The organism is Streptomyces sp. B1866 (genome assembly GCF_031932565.1).
Classification (GTDB): Bacteria; Actinomycetota; Actinomycetes; order Streptomycetales; family Streptomycetaceae; genus Streptomyces.
Map to the genome: position 1 here is coordinate 1 of NZ_JAVSCF010000136.1, position 17,012 is coordinate 17,012.

The 17,012-nt window shown below is 76.2% G+C and carries 13 protein-coding genes; 5 read left to right on the top strand and 8 right to left on the bottom strand.

Going from position 1 to position 17,012, the window contains the following annotated elements:
- On the top strand, window positions 1-1,377 hold a 1,377-nt coding region (locus RKE29_RS18250), incomplete at its 5' end, for a DUF5691 domain-containing protein (RefSeq protein WP_312006493.1).
- A gap of 717 nt (window positions 1,378-2,094) precedes the next feature.
- Here RKE29_RS18250 and RKE29_RS18255 read toward each other — a convergent pair.
- Window positions 2,095-2,505 carry a cobalamin B12-binding domain-containing protein gene (locus tag RKE29_RS18255; RefSeq protein WP_312006494.1) on the bottom strand — a complete coding sequence of 137 codons (411 nt, stop codon included), beginning with the start codon at window positions 2,503-2,505 and terminating at the stop codon, window positions 2,095-2,097.
- Between the two features lie 412 nt (window positions 2,506-2,917).
- Between RKE29_RS18255 and RKE29_RS18260 the strand changes: the two genes are divergently transcribed.
- Together RKE29_RS18260 and RKE29_RS18265 are read left to right on the top strand one after the other, a co-directional pair.
- A complete protein-coding gene (locus RKE29_RS18260; RefSeq protein WP_312006495.1) occupies window positions 2,918-3,757 on the top strand; it encodes an alpha/beta fold hydrolase in 840 nt (279 codons plus the stop codon).
- Between the two features lie 144 nt (window positions 3,758-3,901).
- Window positions 3,902-5,653 (top strand): peptidoglycan DD-metalloendopeptidase family protein, encoded by a 1,752-nt coding sequence (locus tag RKE29_RS18265; protein ID WP_312006496.1) that lies wholly within the window; start codon window positions 3,902-3,904, stop codon window positions 5,651-5,653.
- Window positions 5,654-5,804: 151 nt separating this feature from the next.
- Here RKE29_RS18265 and RKE29_RS18270 read toward each other — a convergent pair whose 3' ends face one another.
- From RKE29_RS18270 to RKE29_RS18290, 5 genes are all read right to left on the bottom strand, one after another.
- Window positions 5,805-8,399, bottom strand: coding sequence for an ATP-dependent DNA helicase (locus RKE29_RS18270; protein WP_312006497.1), 2,595 nt, complete (start codon window positions 8,397-8,399; stop codon window positions 5,805-5,807).
- Between the two features lie 101 nt (window positions 8,400-8,500).
- On the bottom strand, window positions 8,501-8,854 hold the full coding sequence (locus RKE29_RS18275; RefSeq protein ID WP_312006498.1) for a hypothetical protein: 354 nt from the start codon (window positions 8,852-8,854) through the stop codon (window positions 8,501-8,503).
- Window positions 8,855-8,917: 63 nt separating this feature from the next.
- Window positions 8,918-9,619 carry a response regulator transcription factor gene (locus tag RKE29_RS18280; protein WP_312006499.1) on the bottom strand — a complete coding sequence of 234 codons (702 nt, stop codon included), beginning with the start codon at window positions 9,617-9,619 and terminating at the stop codon, window positions 8,918-8,920.
- Entirely contained in the window at window positions 9,616-10,881 is a 1,266-nt protein-coding gene (locus RKE29_RS18285; protein ID WP_312006500.1) for a PspC domain-containing protein, read from the bottom strand. The genes RKE29_RS18280 and RKE29_RS18285 overlap by 4 nt, the downstream gene beginning before the upstream one ends.
- Before the next feature lie 116 nt (window positions 10,882-10,997).
- Window positions 10,998-12,785 (bottom strand): serine/threonine-protein kinase, encoded by a 1,788-nt coding sequence (locus RKE29_RS18290; protein ID WP_312006501.1) that lies wholly within the window; start codon window positions 12,783-12,785, stop codon window positions 10,998-11,000.
- 217 nt (window positions 12,786-13,002) lie between these two features.
- Here RKE29_RS18290 and RKE29_RS18295 point away from each other — a divergent pair, with 217 nt between their 5' ends.
- Together RKE29_RS18295 and RKE29_RS18300 are read left to right on the top strand one after the other, a co-directional pair.
- Window positions 13,003-14,652: a PspC domain-containing protein gene (locus RKE29_RS18295; RefSeq protein WP_312006502.1), complete on the top strand. Its 1,650-nt coding sequence runs from the start codon at window positions 13,003-13,005 to the stop codon at window positions 14,650-14,652.
- The gene (locus tag RKE29_RS18300; RefSeq protein ID WP_312006503.1) at window positions 14,649-14,858 is read left to right on the top strand and encodes a hypothetical protein; all 210 of its coding nucleotides are present in this window, start codon (window positions 14,649-14,651) and stop codon (window positions 14,856-14,858) included. The genes RKE29_RS18295 and RKE29_RS18300 overlap by 4 nt, the downstream gene beginning before the upstream one ends.
- A gap of 98 nt (window positions 14,859-14,956) precedes the next feature.
- On the opposite strand, the gene RKE29_RS18305 is transcribed toward RKE29_RS18300, so the two are convergent.
- Together RKE29_RS18305 and RKE29_RS18310 are read right to left on the bottom strand one after the other, a co-directional pair.
- Window positions 14,957-15,436, bottom strand: a complete 480-nt coding sequence (locus tag RKE29_RS18305) for a DoxX family membrane protein (RefSeq protein ID WP_312006505.1) — start codon at window positions 15,434-15,436, stop codon at window positions 14,957-14,959.
- Between the two features lie 439 nt (window positions 15,437-15,875).
- On the bottom strand, window positions 15,876-17,012 hold a 1,137-nt coding region (locus tag RKE29_RS18310; protein ID WP_312006504.1), incomplete at its 5' end, for a hypothetical protein.

Here is a 17,012-nt window from a genome sequence, read left to right on the forward strand (position 1 = left end):
CCGGGGAGCGCCGCCGGGTCCGGCACCGCGCCCGACGCCTCCGCCGCACCCGGCGGGGACCCGTCCCCGGGCGCCCCGCCGGGCGAAGGCGCGCGGCCGCGTGGCGCCGAAGCGTCCGCCATGCCCGGCCCGTCCGCCGTGCCCGGCCGGGACGCCCCGCCCGGCGGGGGAGCGGATGAGGCGTCGGCGACGGGGTCCGGGGCTCGCGCCGACGGCTCCGGTGTCGTGGACGACGCGGTGCGCCGCCAGTGGGAGGAGGGGCTGTTCGCCGAGCGGGTCTCGCTGCTGGCGGCGGTCCGGCACCGGGACCCGGCCGCCGGGCTCGCGCTGCTGGCCGCCACCTGGGCCACGGAGCGGGCCGAGGACCGGCTGATGTTCCTGGACTCGCTGCGGGACGACCTGTCGCCAGGCGACGAGCCGTTCCTGGAGCAGGCCCTGTCCGACCGCAGTCGGAACGTGCGCGCCACCGCCGCCGAGCTGCTGTCCGCGCTGCCCGGCTCCGCGTTCGCCGCCCGCATGGCCGGGCGTTCCCGCGCCTGCGTCTTCCTGGAGGAGGCCCCGCAGGCGGCACCGGACGGCGCGGGCGACGCGGCCCGCATCGCGGTGCGGGCCCCGGAGGAGTGCGACAGCGGCATGCAGCGCGACGGCGTGGTGCCCCGGCCGCCCATGGGCCGCGGCGAGCGCTCCTGGTGGCTGGGTCAGCTGGTGGAGGCCACACCGCTCGACCAGTGGTCCGAGTGGTTCGGCGGGCGCCGCGCCGCGGAGGTCGTGGCGCTGCCCGTCGCCGGTGACTGGCGGGCCGACCTGCACGCGGCCTGGTGCCGGGCGGCCGTCCGGCAGCGGAACGCCGAGTGGTCCCGCGCGCTCCTCGGCGCGCCGACGCGCCCGCCCGTACCGTCCGGGACCGGGGACGGCGCGCCGGGCGACACCGACACCTGGCGGGACCCGGCGCGCCTGCTGTCGGCTCTCCCGCCCGAGGAGCGGGCCGCGTGGGTGGCGGCCTTCATCTCCGCCCACGGACTGTCGGACGCCTTCCGGCTGCTGGGCGTGTGCGGGGTGCCGTGGTCCGAGGACCTGGGCCGGGCCGTCGTGGACGCGCTCGACATCGCCCGGGACGCGGGCGGCTACCCGTGGAGCTTCAGCGGGGTCATGGGCCTGGCCGAGCGCTGTCTGGACCCGGCGCAGGCCGACCGGCTGGACATGCTGACGGCGGTGCCCGAGGAGCCGGAGGACGGCGCGCCCGGCGCGGGCGGGTACTGGTCGGAGGCCTTCCGCCGCCTGGTGGGCACGCTGCGGCTGCGGGCGGTCATGCACCGGGAGCTGGCGGGCTTACCGGAGGCCGCCGCGACGCCCGCTCCGGACGGGCCGCCGGTATGACCGGCCGCACCGCCCGCCACGCCGAGGACCGCCACTCCCGGGGACCGCCGGTCCGGCGGTCCCCGGTCCGGGGGCCGCCGGACCGAGGACCGCCCCCGGACCGGGGGCCGCCGGGTCAGGGGGCGGAGTGTCGGGGCCCGGTACGTTCGGCCGCGCGCGGGGGGCGCGACGGGACGTGCCGCTGCCCCGGGCCACCGACCCGTGCCCCGGCGCGGGCCCGGTTCCGCACGGCACAAGGCCACGCGGGGCAGGTCCGCCTGGGACAGGCCCGTACGGCGCAGGCCCATACGGCGCAAGGCGGCCCAGCACAGACCGCGCACAGGGCCACACGGCAGAGGCCCGCGGGACAGGTCCGCACGGCACCGGCCCACTCTTCACCACCCGCCGGTTCGGCTGTGCCGCTCGCGTCCCGGCACCGCCCACGCCCGACCCGCTCCTACACCGACCGACGCCCTGCGCCCTGCCCGGCAGGCAGCCCGCTTTCAGGCACGGGTGCCGGACACCGCGGGCTCCGGCGGAGGGTCGCCCGACGCGTCCACCCGGGCGCGAACGCCCGCCCCGGCCGTACAGCGAACGCCGGCCCACAGCCAACGCCCCGCCCCACAGCCAACGCTCGGCCCACGACCAGCAGGATCCGCCCGCCCGCGGCCGACCGGTTGCCCGGCCGACGTTCGGCCCCACGACCGGCCGGAGCCCGTCCCGCCGGGGCCGTGCCGGTTACGCGGGCACCGGGCGTACGTGCTCGCGGACCCAGTCGACGATCGCGGTCGTCGACGCGCCGGGGGTGAAGATCTCCGCCACGCCCCGCTCCTTCAGCAGCGGGATGTCCTCGTCCGGGATGATGCCGCCGCCGAACACCTTGATGTCCTCCGCGTCCCGCTCCCGCAGCAGTTCGAGCACCTTCGCGAAGAGCGTCATGTGCGCGCCGGACAGGATCGACAGGCCGATCGCGTCGGCGTCCTCCTGGATCGCGGTGTCCACGATCTGCTCCGGGGTCTGGTGGAGCCCGGTGTAGATGACCTCCATGCCGGCGTCGCGCAGGGCACGTGCGATGACCTTCGCCCCCCGGTCGTGGCCGTCGAGGCCCGGCTTGGCCACCACCACGCGGATCGGACCGGTCACACCCATCACTCTGCCTCCATCACCCTCGTAGGACGGCCGCGGACCTGGCGCGCGGCGCGTGGCCGCCACACCGCCGCCCGCGCGCGGAAGAGCCCCCGCGAGAGCGCGCGGGAGGCGTGCCCTCCGCACCTACAGCATCTCGCACCGAACGGTTTCGCGAATCGCACCAAGGGTGCAAAATCACTGGTGGGACACATTCATCACGCATCGCTCCGGTCACCGCCGCCGCCCCCGCGGCGGGCGGTCCCCGGAAGCGGTGCGAGGGGAGCCGCGGCGAGGGACCGCCGCGCCGTCCGCCCCGCCCGCCGTGAGCCGCGCGGGCGGCGGCGGTGAGGGGCGGCGCCCCGGCCCCGGCCACGGCTACCCCCGAGGGCCGTGCGGGACAGCGCCGTCTCCGCGCGCCAGTGGGGAGGTCGACATGCTGGCCTTGGCACGGCTTCGGGCCACCGCCTACGACCTGGCGGTGCTCGCCGGGCACGCGCTGGTGTATCCCACCGGCCTGACCCAGGAGCGGCCGCCCGCCGTTCCGCCGCCCGACCCGGCGCCGGGTCCGTCCGACGCGGGCCAGGGGCACCGGCCCGTCCTGCTGCTGCACGGTTTCATCGACAACCGCTCCGTGTTCGTGCTGCTGCGCCGCTCGCTGCGCCAGCTCGGCCGCCAGCACGTCCTGGCTCTCAACTACTCGCCGCTCACGGCCGACGTGCGCACCGCCGCCGCCCTGTTCGGCCACCACGTGGAGGAGATCTGCGCGCGCACCGGCCAGGCCCGGGTCGACGTCGTCGGCCACAGCCTGGGCGGCCTCATCGCGCGCTACTACGTCCAGCGGCTGGGCGGGGACGCGCGTGTGCACACTCTGGTCACGCTGGGCACCCCGCACGCGGGCACCCGGGCCGCGCCGCTGCTGTCCGCCCACCCGCTCGTGCGGCAGATGCGCCCGGACTCCGACGTGATAGCCGAGCTGCGCAGCCCGGCGCCGGGCTGCCGCACCCGGTTCGTCAGCTTCTGGAGCGACGCGGACCAGTGGATGATCCCGGTGGAGACGGCCCGCGTCGACCACCCGGACCTCACGGCGCGCGACGTGCGCCTGACCGGGATCGGGCACCTCGCGCTGCCGGTGCACCGGGCCGTCGCCGCGGGCGTACGGGAGGCGCTGGACGCGGCCGACGAGCCGCCGCCGAGCGCGGTCGGCCGCCGTCACCGTCTGCTGGGCCGCCTGGGGGCCGTGCCGCGCCAGGCCCGCCTGCGGCCGCGCACCTGACGCCCGGGAGCCGCCGAGACCGCCGGAACTGACCGAAAACTATTCGAACGCCCGGCCAAGTCTCGGCTGCCCAGCCAGTCGAAAGCGGCCAAATGCCCTTTCCCGTCATCCTCACAGGCCACGGAAGATTGTCGCCGTCGCCGGGTGCCCGGTACAGTCGCCGCTAATTCTCCTGCTGCCGAGGCGAAAGAGAAGTTGGTGGTGAACAACCCGCACCCGCCGGGGGCACCGTCCCCGACGGCCGTCCCCGCTCCTGACGCCTCGTTTCCCTATTACCCGGATTACGGGACGGCATACCCTCCGCAGCAGGACACCGGGCAGCACTTCACCGGATACGACGGGTACGACGGGTACTCCACCGGCACCTTCGACCACTTCGGCACCGCCTCCTACGGTGACGACGACCCCCTCTTCGGCGCGCTTCCGGTCGATCCCCAGGACGCCGCCACCGGCGCGTACTCCGTGGGTCCGTTCGGTCCCGGCGCCGCCGGGACCGACGACACCACCGGGTGGAACACCACCGGGTACCCGCATATTCCCGCCCAGCCGGGAGCCGACGCCTCCGGCCAGTGGGACGTCACCGGCGCGTGGCAGCACGCCGCGGGGCCCGGGAGCGCGGAGAGCGCGGGGACCGGCAGTTGGGACGCCGCCGCGTGGGACACCACCGGCCAGTGGGGGGCGGCCACCCAGTGGGACGGCACCGGCCAGTACGACCTCACCGCGAGCGCGGGCCACGAACCGGCCCCTCGCCACGATCTGACGGGCGTCGGCACCGGCCAGACCCAGTTCTGGGACACCACCGCCTACGCCACCCTCGACGAGACGCCGCTCGGCCGGCCCGCCCACGAGCCCGCGCCCGACGCCACGGCCCTCCAGCCCCCCGTCCAGGAGACCGCCGTCTTCCCCGCAGTCGGCCACGACATGCCGGCCCCGGCCGGTCCGCCGGTGCCTGACGGGCCGTCGGCCGCCGAGGCGCGGCAGGCCCACCCCGGCCCGGCGCCCGCCGCGTCGCGACCGGAGTCCGCGGCCGAGAGCACGGCCGAGTTCGAGTTCGACTTCTCCGCCGAGTTCACCGAGCCCGAGGCGGTCCCGGACGAGGTCCCGTCCCTCCCCCACCCCCGGTCGCCGTCGCCCCCCCGCCGTGACGGCGCCCGCGGCCGCCGCCGCGCCTGCTCGCGCCCCAAGCGCTCCGCCATCCTCACCGTCGCCGTGCCCTCGGTCGCCGCCCTCGGCGTGACAGCCGTGGCCGCCGCCTCCGTCAGCGGCTCCGGCGGCGGCACCAGGACGGACGAGGCCGCCAAGGCCGTGCCCGACACGCCCACGGTCCAGAGCACGGCCGCCAACAGCAAGCTGGACACCCAGCTCGCCCGGCTCACCGCCGACGCCGACGACTTCGCCGACCGCGCCAACCGCACCCAGGAGCGCCTCGACCTCCAGGCCCGCCAGGCCCTGGAGAAGAAGCGCAAGGCCCAGCAGGCGGCGCTGAAGGAGCGGCTGCGGCCGAAGTTCATGCTCCCCGTCACGCGGCACGGCCTGAGCGCCTACTTCGGCCAGGCGGGCATCAACTGGATGTCCGTACACACCGGCATCGACTTCCCCGTGAGCTACGGAACGCCCGTCATGGCCGCGACCGACGGCACCGTACGCACCCAGTGGAACCCGGCCTACGGCAACATGGCCATTGTGACCTCGCCCGACGGCACCGAGACCTGGTACTGCCACCTGAGCAGCACCAAGATCCGGTCCGGCTCGGTCAAGGCCGGGGACGTCATCGCCTACTCGGGCAACTCGGGCAACTCCACCGGCCCGCACCTGCACTTCGAGGTGCGGCCGGGCGGCGGTTCGGCGGTCGACCCGCTGCCGTGGCTGCGCCGCCACGGCCTGGACCCGGCATAAGCCGGTACGTGCCTGAACCGGCCCCCGGAATCCCGGAGCAGACCGGCACCCGAGTAAACCGGTCCGGCGAGTAAACCGGTCCGGCGTGAGCCGAACCGGCCCGCGCCCCCGGCCCGGCCGACGCCGCCCCGACCGGGCCGCCCCAGTCGCTCTACAGCTTCTCGACCGGCGCGTACCGCAGCAGCAGCCGCTTGGGCTTGTCGTCGCCGAAGTCGATCGTCGCCTCGGCGCTGTCCCCGCTGCCCTTGACCGCCACCACCCGGCCGAGCCCGAACGTGTCGTGCGTGACCCGGTCCCCGACCTCCAGCGCGACCACCGGCCGCTCCTGCGCGCCGCGCCGGGTCGCGAACCGGCGGCTGCCGCGCGAACCCGCGGCCAATGCAGAGCCGGAGGGCGTGGCCGCGATCCCGGGCAGGGCGCCCGCCGACGCCGACGGGGTGGCGGGGCCGGTGCGCCGCCACTCCACGTACCGCGCGGGGATCTCCTCCAGGAAGCGGGACGGCGGGTTGTACTGCGGCTGCCCCCACGCGCTGCGCAGGGTGGACCGGGTGAGGTACAGCCGCTCCCGCGCGCGCGTGATCCCCACGTACGCCAGCCGCCGCTCCTCCTCCAGCTCCTTGGCCTGCCCGAGCGCGCGCATGTGCGGGAAGACGCCGTCCTCCATGCCGGTCAGGAAGACGACGGGGAACTCCAGGCCCTTGGCGGTGTGCAGCGTCATCAGCGTGATGACGCCGCCGCCCTCCTCGTCCTCGTCCGGGATCTGGTCGGAGTCGGCGACCAGGGCGACCTGCTCCAGGAACTCCGCGAGCGTCCCGGCACCACCACCGGCACCACCACCGGCACCAGCCCCGGCACCGATCCCGGCGTCGGCCCCCGCCTCGGCGGCCTCCGCGACGCCGCCGCCCTCCGGCCCCGCCGCCACCCCGCGCGCCTGCTCGAACTCCAGGGCCACGGCCGCCAGCTCCTGAAGGTTCTCCACCCGGGTCTCGTCCTGCGGGTCGCTGGACGCCTGGAGCTCGGCCAGGTAGCCCGTGCGCTCCAGCACCGCCTCCAGCACCGTCGCCGGCCCCGCCCCCGACTCCACGACCGTGCGCAGCTCCTCCAGCAGCGCGTTGAACTTCTTCACCGCGTTCACCGAGCGGGGCGCCATGCCGTACGCCTCGTCCACGCGCCGCAGCGCCTGCGCGAAGGAGACGCGCTCCCGCTGCGCCAGGGCGTCGATCATCGCCTCGGCGCGCTCGCCGATGCCGCGCTTGGGCACGTTCAGAATGCGGCGCAGCGGCACGGCGTCCTCCGGGTTGGCCAGCACCCGCAGGTACGCCAGCACGTCCCGGACCTCCTTGCGCTCGTAGAAGCGCACGCCGCCGACGACCTTGTACGGCAGGCCGACCCGGATGAAGACCTCCTCGAACACGCGGGACTGCGCGTTCGTCCGGTAGAAGACGGCGACGTCTCCGGCGCGGCCCTCGCCCGCGTCCGCCAGCCGGTCGATCTCGTCGGCGACGAACTGCGCCTCGTCGTGCTCGGTGTCGGCGACGTACCCGGTGATCGAGGCGCCCGCGCCCGCCTCCGTCCACAGGTTCTTCGGGCGGCGGCTCTCGTTGCGCTCGATGACGGCGTTGGCGGCGCTGAGGATGGTCTGCGTGGAGCGGTAGTTCTGCTCCAGCAGGATCGTGGTGGCCTGCGGGTAGTCTTCCTCGAACTGGAGGATGTTGCGGATCGTGGCGCCCCGGAAGGCGTAGATGCTCTGGTCCGCGTCGCCCACCACGCACAGCTCGGCCGGCTCCGGCCCGGCCTCCGCCGCCGCGCCCCCGGGCCCCACCAGCTCGCGCACCAGCGCGTACTGCGCGTGGTTGGTGTCCTGGTACTCGTCCACCAGCACGTGCCGGAAGCGGCGGCGGTAGTGCTCGGCCACGTCCGGGAAGGCCTGGAGCAGGTGTACGGCCGTCATGATCAGGTCGTCGAAGTCCAGCGCGTTGGCCTCGCGCAGCCGCGACTGGTAGAGGGCGTACGCCTGCGCGAGGGTCTTCTCAAAGCCTCCCCCAGAGCCTCCGGCCTGGGAGGTACCCCCCGTGGCCTGCCCGGCGAAGGTCTCCTCGTCGATCAGCTCGTTCTTCAGGTTGGAGATCTTCGCGCTGAAGGACTTCGGCGGGAACCGCTTGGGGTCCAGGTCCAGATCCCGGCACACCAGCGCCATCAGCCGCCGCGAGTCGGCCGCGTCGTAGATGGAGAACGAGGACGTGAAGCCCAGCTTCTTCGACTCGCGCCGCAGGATGCGCACGCACGCGCTGTGGAAGGTGGACACCCACATCGCGTTCGCCCGGGGGCCGACCAGGGCCTCGACGCGCTCCTTCATCTCGCCCGCGGCCTTGTTCGTGAAGGTGATGGCGAGGATCTGGCCGGGGTGCACCCGCCGCGCGCCGAGCAGGTACGCGATCCGGTGCGTGAGCACCCGGGTCTTGCCGGACCCGGCGCCCGCGACGATCAGCAGCGGCGAGCCGGTGTGCGCGACGGCGGCCCGCTGCTGCTCGTTCAGCCCCTCCAGCAGCGCGGCGGGGTCGACCACGGGCCGCGCGGCGCCGTCGCGGTAGTACGCGTCCCGGTCCACGGGCACGTCGAAGACGCTCCCGAAGAGGTCCGGCGGCACGTCCTCGGGCGCGGCGTACGCCGGGTCCTCGGGCGGCGGCGGCTCCTCGTCCGGAGGTCCGAGGTCGGCCAGGAAGCGGTCGTCGAAGAGGCTGCTCATCGTTCCCCGAGTCTAGGCGCCCCCACTGACAGCCCACGCCCGAACGCCGGGATACGGCCCTCGATACGGCCCCCGGGCCACCGCCTCCGGGCCTGGCGATCTCACGTCCACATCACCGCGATGAAGATGTTGGCCGTCGTCAGCGCGCCCACGGTCCCGAACTCGGCGGCCGTCACCCGCTCCTCGTCCCGCCGCACGTAGATCAGCCCGAGGATCACGACCAGCAGCGCCAGCTTCACACCGATCTTCACGTTGTCGACCGGTGCGTCGTCGGCCCGGTCCAGGGCCACCAGCGCCGCGCCCGTCACCAGCATGGTCAGCGCGCCGTGCAGCATCCCCGGCGACATCCGCGCCTCGCCCGCGCGTACGGCCTTCAACTGCGCCAGGAACCCGCCGAGCAGGGCGGCGATACCGACGATGTGCAGGCCGACGAACAGGTTGATCGTTGCGTCCATGGCCCCGGAGCGTAGCCCCGGCCGGTCCGGGGCCCGCCGGCCGGGTGCGGCGAGTCGTACCCGTCACACCAGGCGGCGCGCCGTCGCCCACCGCGTCAGCTCGTGCCGGTTGCTGAGCTGGAGCTTGCGCAGCACCGCCGACACGTGCGACTCGACCGTCTTCACCGAGATGAACAACTGCTTGGCGATCTCCTTGTAGGCGTACCCGCGCGCGATCAGCCGCAGCACCTCCCGCTCGCGCTGGGTGAGGCGGTCCAGGTCCTCGTCCACCGGCGGCGCGTCCGTGGACGCGAAGGCGTCCAGGACGAACCCGGCCAGCCGCGGCGAGAACACCGCGTCGCCGTCCGCGACGCGGAAGACGGCGTCCACCAGGTCGGTGCCGGTGATGGTCTTGGTGACGTACCCGCGCGCGCCGCCGCGAATGACGCCGATGACGTCCTCTGCGGCGTCCGAGACGGACAGGGCCAGGAACCGCACCGGCCGCTCCGGGTCGGCCATCAGCGCGGCGCTGCGGCGCAGCACCTCCACGCCGCCGCCGCCCGGCAGGTGCACGTCGAGCAGCACGACCTCCGGCCGGGTCGCGGCGATCACGGAGACGGCCTGGCCGGCGTCGGCGGCCTCGCCGACCACCTCCACGCCCGTGCGCTCCGTCTGCCCGATCTCGGCCTGCACGCCCGTGCGGAACATCCGGTGGTCGTCGACCAGGACGACCCGGACGCGCCGCTCCGGCCCGGTCTCCGCCGCCCCCGCGGTGGCCTCGCTCATGCCGTCGCCGCCCTCTCCATTCGCAGTTCCACTTCCGTGCCGCCGTCCGGCGCGGACCTGAGCCGGGCCGTGCCGCCGTTGCGGCGCATTCTTCCGATGATCGACTCGCGTACGCCCATCCGGTCCTCGGGCACCGCGTCCAGGTCGAATCCGGGTCCCCGGTCGCGTACGGACACGAAGACCGACTCCTCTTCCACCTCGGCGTAGACCTGCACGGCCCCGCCCTGGCCACCGTACTTGGCGGCGTTGACCATGGCCTCGCGGGCGGCCTGCGCCTGCGCGCCGAGCCGCTCGTCCAGCGGGCAGTCGCCGACGACGACCACCTCGATCGGCACGCCGTGGCGGTCCTCGACCTCCGCGGCCGCGCGCCGCACGGCCTCGGCCACGGTGGCCGGCTCCTCGTCCTCCTCCTTGCCCCGGCCCTCCGGCTTGTACAGCCACGCGCGCAGTTCCCGCTCCTGCGCGCGGGCCAGCCGCGCCACCTCGCGCGCGTCGTCGGCGTTGCGCTGGATGAGGGTGAGCGTGTGCAGCACGGAGTCGTGGACGTGCGCGGCGACCTCGGCGCGCTCCTGCGCGCGGATGCGCATCAGCCGCTCCTCGGACAGCTCCCGGGTCATGCGCACCACGTACGGGCCGGTGAGCAGCGCGATGCCGACGAGTACGGCGAGGGCGGCCTGGAGGACCGCGCCGAGGTGCCGGGCGGAGTTCTGTACGACGACGAAGCCGGCCACGCCGACGCCGACGAGCAGCACGCCCGTCGCGACCCGGGCCACCGGCAGCACCCGCTTGCTGCGGCTGAGTTCGGCCCACTCGGCGCGGCGCGCGTTGTCGGCCTGCCGCCACACCAGGGCGACGCCCGCGGCCGTGAGCAGCAGGGGCCAGACGTAGACGTTGGCGCGGCCGAGGTCGAAGCTCTGCACGAAGAAGTACGCGCCGACCAGCAGCGCGAGCAGCGCCACGATCTGGCCCTTGTCGGGCTTGCGCGCGAGCACGCGGCGCCGGCCGTCGGGGCCGGGCGCCGGGGCCGGGCGCGGGATCTCCACGCCGCCCACGCCGAGCGGGACGACGAACCAGAACAGGGCGTACACCAGCGCCCCGAAGCCGTTGGCGATGAGCAGGCCGAGGAAGACGAACCGCACCCACGACACCGGCAGCCCGAGGTGTCCGGCGAGCCCGCGCGCGACGCCGCCGAGCATGCGGCCCTCGGCGCTGCGGTACAGCCTGCGCGGGGCCGGCTCCGGGGCGGTGGCGGCGGTGGTCATGCTCCGATCGTCACACGCGCGTCCACGCGCGGGCATCAGGGTCGCCCCTGATCGTTTCCCCTACGCGCGGGCCGGGGCCCCGGTGCCCGCCCCGGCCCGGCGGTGCTCGGCGGCGGTCACCCGGGAAGCCGCAGCCCCTGGCCCGCCGTGTCGAAGACCGGCCGGAAGTCCTCCCACCGCCGCTCGGGCGCCGACAGGTACAGCGCGTACTCCCGCTCCCCCTCCCGGCCGAACCCGAGGTCGATGGCCCGGTAGGTGCGCGTCCGCCCGGCGAAGGTGAACTCCCACACCGCCGCCGGCTGCCCCCGGAACTGAGTGCTCTGCATGCGCAGCAGCCGGTACGTCGGCTCGTCGGCCTTGAACTGCGCCTCGACCTGCTTCCAGTGCTGAAGGTGGTCGGCGCTGGCGAACTCCAGCACGTTGATCTTCAGGTCGGCCGTGCCCGCGGGGTCCACGTAGTCGACCTCCATGTCCTCCCGGCCCCGCTTCACCACCCGCCGCCAGCCGTCCGGTACGGGCACGGACACGCCCAGGCGCGGCTCGTGGACCAGGTGGTAGCCGGCGGGCACCGGCGGCGGCGCGGCGGACGGCCCGGACGCGGGCGGCGGCGCGGTCGCCGGTCCGGCCGTTGGGGACGCGGGCGCGACGGTGCCGCTGTCCGGTCCGGCGGTTCCCGGGGCCGACCGCCGGCCACCGTCCTGGACGTCCTTCCGGGTTCCCTCACGGGCCTGGCCGCCGGGTGAGCCGTGGTCGCCGCCCGTGCCGTACAGCCAGCCCGCGACCGCCGCCGCGGCGACCACCAGGGCCGCCGCCGTGCCCCACAGGGCCGTACGTGCCCGCCCGCGCGGGCCGCGCGCGGCAGGCGGCCGGTGCGGCGGACCGGGTCGGGTGGACACCAGGGGCGGCGCGGAGGGCACGGGCGGGCCGGGGCGTGCGGGCTGAGGGGACCCCATGGGCTGAGCGGGCGGCCCGACGGGCTGAGCGGGCCCCACGGGTGGCACGGGCACGGTCGGGGGTACGGGCAACGGGGGCGGCACCGGAGCGGTCGGCGGCGCGGCCGGGGGCGGTGCCGGGGCCGCGTCCGGCGACTGCCGGGCCACGGCCCGCAGGGCGTCCTCGACCGCCTCCGCCGACGGCCGCTGGTCCGGGTCCTTGGCCAGCAGCGCCGCGATGAGCGGGGCCAGGGCCCCGGCCCGGTGCGGCGGCTGAAGGGGGTCGGTGGCGATCGCGTACCCGGTCTCCAGCGCCGTGTCCTTGCGGAACGGCGGCCTGCCCTCCACCGCCTGGTAGAGCGTCGCGCCCAGCGCCCACAGGTCGGAGGCGGGGCCCGGGGTGCGGCCCCGGACCCGCTCCGGCGCGAGGTAGTCGATGGAGCCGACGACCTGGCCGGTCCTGGTCAGGGTCGCGGTGCCGGTGGCCGTGGCGATGCCGAAGTCGCTGAGCACCACGCGGCCGTCCGCGCCGAGCAGCACGTTTCCGGGTTTGACGTCGCGGTGCAGCACCCCGGCCGCGTGCGCCGCCCGCAGCGCGGCGACCATGCCGAGCCCGACGCGCGCCGCCTCCGGCGGCGGCAGCGCCCGCCCGTCGGCCAGCAGGTCGGCGAGGGTGGCCGACGGCACGTACTCCATGACGATGCACGGCAGGCCGTCGTCGTCCACCACGTCGTGGACGGTGATGACGTTCGGGTGGGAGACGCGGGCGGCGGCGCGGGCCTCGCGGCGGGTGCGCTCGTAGAGCGTGGCGATCTCGTCGTCGGCCAGGTGCGCCGGGAGGTGCAGGCGCTTGACCGCGACCGGCCGCCCGAGCAGTTCGTCGGTGGCCCGCCACACGGTGCCCATGCCGCCCCGGCCGATCTCCTCCGCCAGCCGGTATCTCCCGGCGATCAGCCGCTCCTGCTCCGGCACCGTGCCCTCCGCTTCCCCGTCGTGTCCGGTGGTGTGACCGGTGCCCCGGCCCGGTCCGGTGCTCAGGCGACGACCGCCACCCGCGCCCCGAGGCCGCCGCGGCCGGATCCGGCCGTGGCGGCCGTCCGGCGCGACCGGCGGCTCCGGGGCGATATCAGGGAAGCTCCAGGGTCGCCACGGGTGCCGGCTGTCAGTGGGGGTTGTCACCATGGGACCCATGACCGACGCACCACCCGTTACCGACGAGGCCGGAGCCGCGGCCGGTTCCCGCGCGCGGCCCGCGGGCCCGGAGGGGGCCCCGGGCCCGGCCGGGCCTGCCGCGCCCGGGAGTTCGTCAGGCGGCGCGGGCGGCTCCGCGGGGCCGGGCGGGTCCGGCCCGGCGGGCGGCCCGGGCGGTCCCGGCGGGCCCGCGGAGGCGCGGGTGGGCCAGGGCAGGGCGCCGCTGCGGCGCTCGCGCGAGCAGAAGACGATCGCGGGCGTGTGCGGCGGCTTCGGGCGGTACTGCGACGTGGACCCGGTCATCTTCCGCGTCGTGCTGTCCGTCCTCGCCGTGACGGGCGGCCTCGGCCTGGTGGTGTACGGGTTCTGCTGGCTGCTGGTCCCCCTGCACGGCGAGGAGGAGAACGAGGGCCGGCGGCTGCTGTCCGGCCGCGTCGAGGGCCCGGCGCTGACGGCCGTGCTGTGCGCGCTGGTCGGCTGCGGGCTGTTCCTGTCCATGCTCAACAACGGCATGGTGATGACCTTCTCGGTCATGCTGTCCGGCGCCGTGGTCGGCGCGGGATACTGGTCCTACCGCCGCCGCCAGGCCGAGAGCGAGGGCGCGGTGGACCCGGCGACGGCGCAGACGGTCGCCGACGCGCCGCCGGAGACCCGGGCGCCGCCGCCCGTCGGCTGCGGCCCGTCGTGGTGGCGGGACCCGATCGTCAAGGACGGCACGACCGGCCCGTACGGCGCGGCCACGGGCTATCTGTGGGGCCCGGACGACGGCGCGGGGGACGGCGCGGAGAGCGCCGCCGACGACGCGGCGCGGGCCGACGGCGCATCCGCCCGCCCCACGCGCGAGCCCGGACACGGACCCGACTACGGGCACGGGCACGGACCCGACTACGGGCACCGCTACGGGCACGGGCACTGGCACGGCCGCCGCCGGGCGTACGGCCACGGGACGGGGCCCGGACCGGGCGGCGGTCCACCCGCGCGGGAGGCGGCCGGGGCGGTGCGCCGCCGGGAGGCGCCGGAGCGCACGCCCCTCGGGGGCCTGATCTTCCTGCTGGCCCTGGCCGCCGCCGTCGTCGGCGCGGGCGTGCGCTGGCCGGCCCAGCCGGTCGGCACCAGCCTGGAGATCGGCCTGACCTGCGCGCTCGGTGTGATCGGGCTCGGGCTGCTGGTCAGCTGCGTCTTCGGGCGCACGGGCGCGGGCACCATCGTGCTGGCCGTGGTCACCAGCGCGCTGCTCGCGGGCGCGGCCGCGCTGCCGAAGTCCATCACCCCCGACTGGGCGGATCGCCGCACGTGGGCACCGACGTCGGCGGCGGCCGTGCGGGACGCCTACGAGCTGGGCGGCGGCATCGGCGACCTGCGCCTCGAAGGGGTGCCGGTGGCCCCCGGGCAGACCCTCGCCACCCGCGCCGAGGTAGGCGCCGGGCAGCTGACGGTCACGGTCCCGGCCGACGTGACCGTGCGGCTCAGGATCGAGGTCGGCCTCGGCGACATACAGCTGCCGGGCGACCGGCGCGACGACTTCGACATGGCCCCCGCGCGCAAGCGCACCCTGACGCTGCCGCCGGCCGACGGGCACCGGGCGCACGGCACCTGGCGGCTCGACCTGCGCGTGGGGATCGGCCAGGCGGAGGTGGTGCGGCGGTGAGGCGGCACACCTTCGAGCCCGGCAAGCTGACGGCCGGACTGGTGGTCCTGGCCACGACCGCGGTCTGGGCGCTGGACGCGGCCGACCGGTGGCACGTCTCATCCGTCGTGGTACTGCCCGTCGTGCCGGTCGGGCTGTGCGTGGCGGGTCTGGTGTCGGCGGTGGCGTACCGGATACGGCGGCGGCGCGAGCGCGGCGACCCGTGACGCGGGCGCGGACGCGGCGACCCGTGACGCGGGCGCGGACGCGGCGACCCGTGACGCGGGTGCGGACGCGGCGACCCGTGACGCGGGTGCGGGCGGTCTCATATCGGCAGTCTCGGGGCCCGGCCGGCCGCGCGGCGGCGGGACCGGGCCGCGTCCAGGGACAGGGCGGGCGTGCCCGCGAGGACCAGCGGCAGCCAGGCCATCAGGTAGGCCAGGTCGTTGCCGTAGTAGTACGGCTCGGCCTGCCAGCTCACGGTCAGCCACAGGCTCAGCGAGATCACCGCGCCGCCGAGCGCCGCCAGCCGCCCCAGCAGGCCGGCGAGCGTGCCGAGGCCCACCGCCAGCTCTCCCAGGGCGAGCGCGTAGCCGAAGCCGGACGGGCTGTGCAGGGCCAGGTCGACCAGCCACGGCGCGGCGGCCATGTCGCGGACCGCGTGCATGGTCTCGCCGATGGAGCCGGTACCGGAGGAGGCGAGGAAACCGGAGGTGGTCAGCTTGTCCAGACCGGCGTAGACGAAGGTGACGCCGAGGAAGATCCGCAGCGGCAGCAGGGCGTGCCGGGAGGCGGCGGCCCGCAGACCGCCCGGCCCGCCGGTGCCCGCCGGCCCGCCCCCGAAGCTCCCGAAGCCCACCGAGCCCCCGAGGCCGCGTCCGCCGCCGGCCCGGCCGGAACCGCCCGTACCGCCGAGGCCGCCCGCGCCCCCGAAGCGGCCCCCGCCGCCGGAACCGCCCGTACCGCCCCGACCGCCGGCCGGACCGTCCCCGCCGACTGGTTCCCCGCCCGCCGAACCGCCCCCGCCCCGCTCGCCTCCGGTGCCCCGGTCCGGCCCCGGGCCGTCGCCCCCACGGTCCTCGTACGTCATCGCCGTCCGCCTCCCCGACCCCGAACTCCGCGGTGCCGACCCGCGGCCGCCGGCCGTCAGCCGTCCGCCGACGGCCGGGGCCCGCCGTCACACCAGTGTCGACAGTCCATACGGACGCGGCGCCGGGACGACTCAGCCGCCGGCCCGGGAGGGCTCAGACCACTCCGTCCAGCACCTCGATCGAGTAGCGGTTGGTCTCGGCCCCGGCCGCCGTGACGACCTGCACGTCCACCCGGCCCGGCTCCACGTCCACCGGTACGGGCACGGTCAGCACGGTGTCCGTCGGGTTGCTGAAGCCTCCGGCGACCGGCACCAGCGGCACGTACACGTGCACCGCCCCGATGCGCACCACCGTGCGGGCGAGCAGGTCCGGCTCCCGGACGCCCGGGGGCACGAAGCCGCTGCCGCGGATCTCGATGTCGTCTCCGGTGCGGATCGGCGCGTCGAGGTCGCCGAAGCTGCCCTCCTCCGGCCGGACCCGTACCACCGACAGCACCGTCGGCCGCCCGCCGTCGGCGTACTTGGCCGTCAGGTACGTCACCGCCGACACCGCCGCCAGCACCGCGAGACCCCAGGGCAGGTCGGGCAGACGCTGCGGCTCGCGGCCGAGGTCCACCGCGGCGTAGGCCAGCGCCGCGGCGTTGACCAGGACGTACTGGGCGTCGGCGAAGCTGCCGCGGCCCGCGTCGTCGGCGAGCAGGTCGGCGGCGCGCGGGCGGACGGCGCGCGTCTTCTGCAACCGCTGGGCTCGTATCCGCGCGCCCACCACGAGCCGTGCCATCACGGCGACCACGCAGGTCAGGGCGGCGACGGTGAGCAGGCCCGCGGTGGCGTCCAGCGCCAGGCCCTCGGTCGGGGAGGGGCGGTGGCCGGGGTCGACGGCCCGCTCGACGGCGAGCACCAGCACGCCGAAGACCGCGAGCAGCAGCCAGGCGGCGGCGACGGTGCGGGAGGTGGACAGCCGGTTGTCCTCGCCGACGAGCGCGGCGACCGGGCCGCCGTCGGCCTGGTGCCGCCAGGCGGCGAGGATCAGCAGCCCGCCCACGGCGACCGCGGCGACCAGGCCCGCGGTGCGCGCCGCCGACCACCCTGCGCCGACCGCCGTGGCCAGCTCGCCGACCAGCAGCGCGCCGACGGCGGCCCCGACCGCGTACAGCGTGCGCCGCCAGGTGGACGCGCGCCAGGCCAGGGCCTCGGCGCGGGCCCGGGCCGCGAGCGCGCGGGCCTCCTGCGCAAGCTCGTCGGAGACCCACTGGCGGGACGCGCCGGGCGCGTGCGCGAGCGCGGCGGG

Bases quoted from the DNA above. Each gene is read 5' to 3' on its own strand.
- RKE29_RS18285 (WP_312006500.1), bottom strand. From the start codon at position 10,881: ATGACCACCGCCGCCACCGCCCCGGAGCCGGCCCCGCGCAGGCTGTAC.
- RKE29_RS18255 (WP_312006494.1), bottom strand. From the start codon at position 2,505: ATGGGTGTGACCGGTCCGATCCGCGTGGTGGTGGCCAAGCCGGGCCTC.
- RKE29_RS18275 (WP_312006498.1), bottom strand. From the start codon at position 8,854: ATGGACGCAACGATCAACCTGTTCGTCGGCCTGCACATCGTCGGTATC.
- RKE29_RS18260 (WP_312006495.1), top strand. From the start codon at position 2,918: ATGCTGGCCTTGGCACGGCTTCGGGCCACCGCCTACGACCTGGCGGTG.
- RKE29_RS18270 (WP_312006497.1), bottom strand. From the start codon at position 8,399: ATGAGCAGCCTCTTCGACGACCGCTTCCTGGCCGACCTCGGACCTCCG.
- RKE29_RS18295 (WP_312006502.1), top strand. From the start codon at position 13,003: ATGACCGACGCACCACCCGTTACCGACGAGGCCGGAGCCGCGGCCGGT.
- RKE29_RS18280 (WP_312006499.1), bottom strand. From the start codon at position 9,619: ATGAGCGAGGCCACCGCGGGGGCGGCGGAGACCGGGCCGGAGCGGCGC.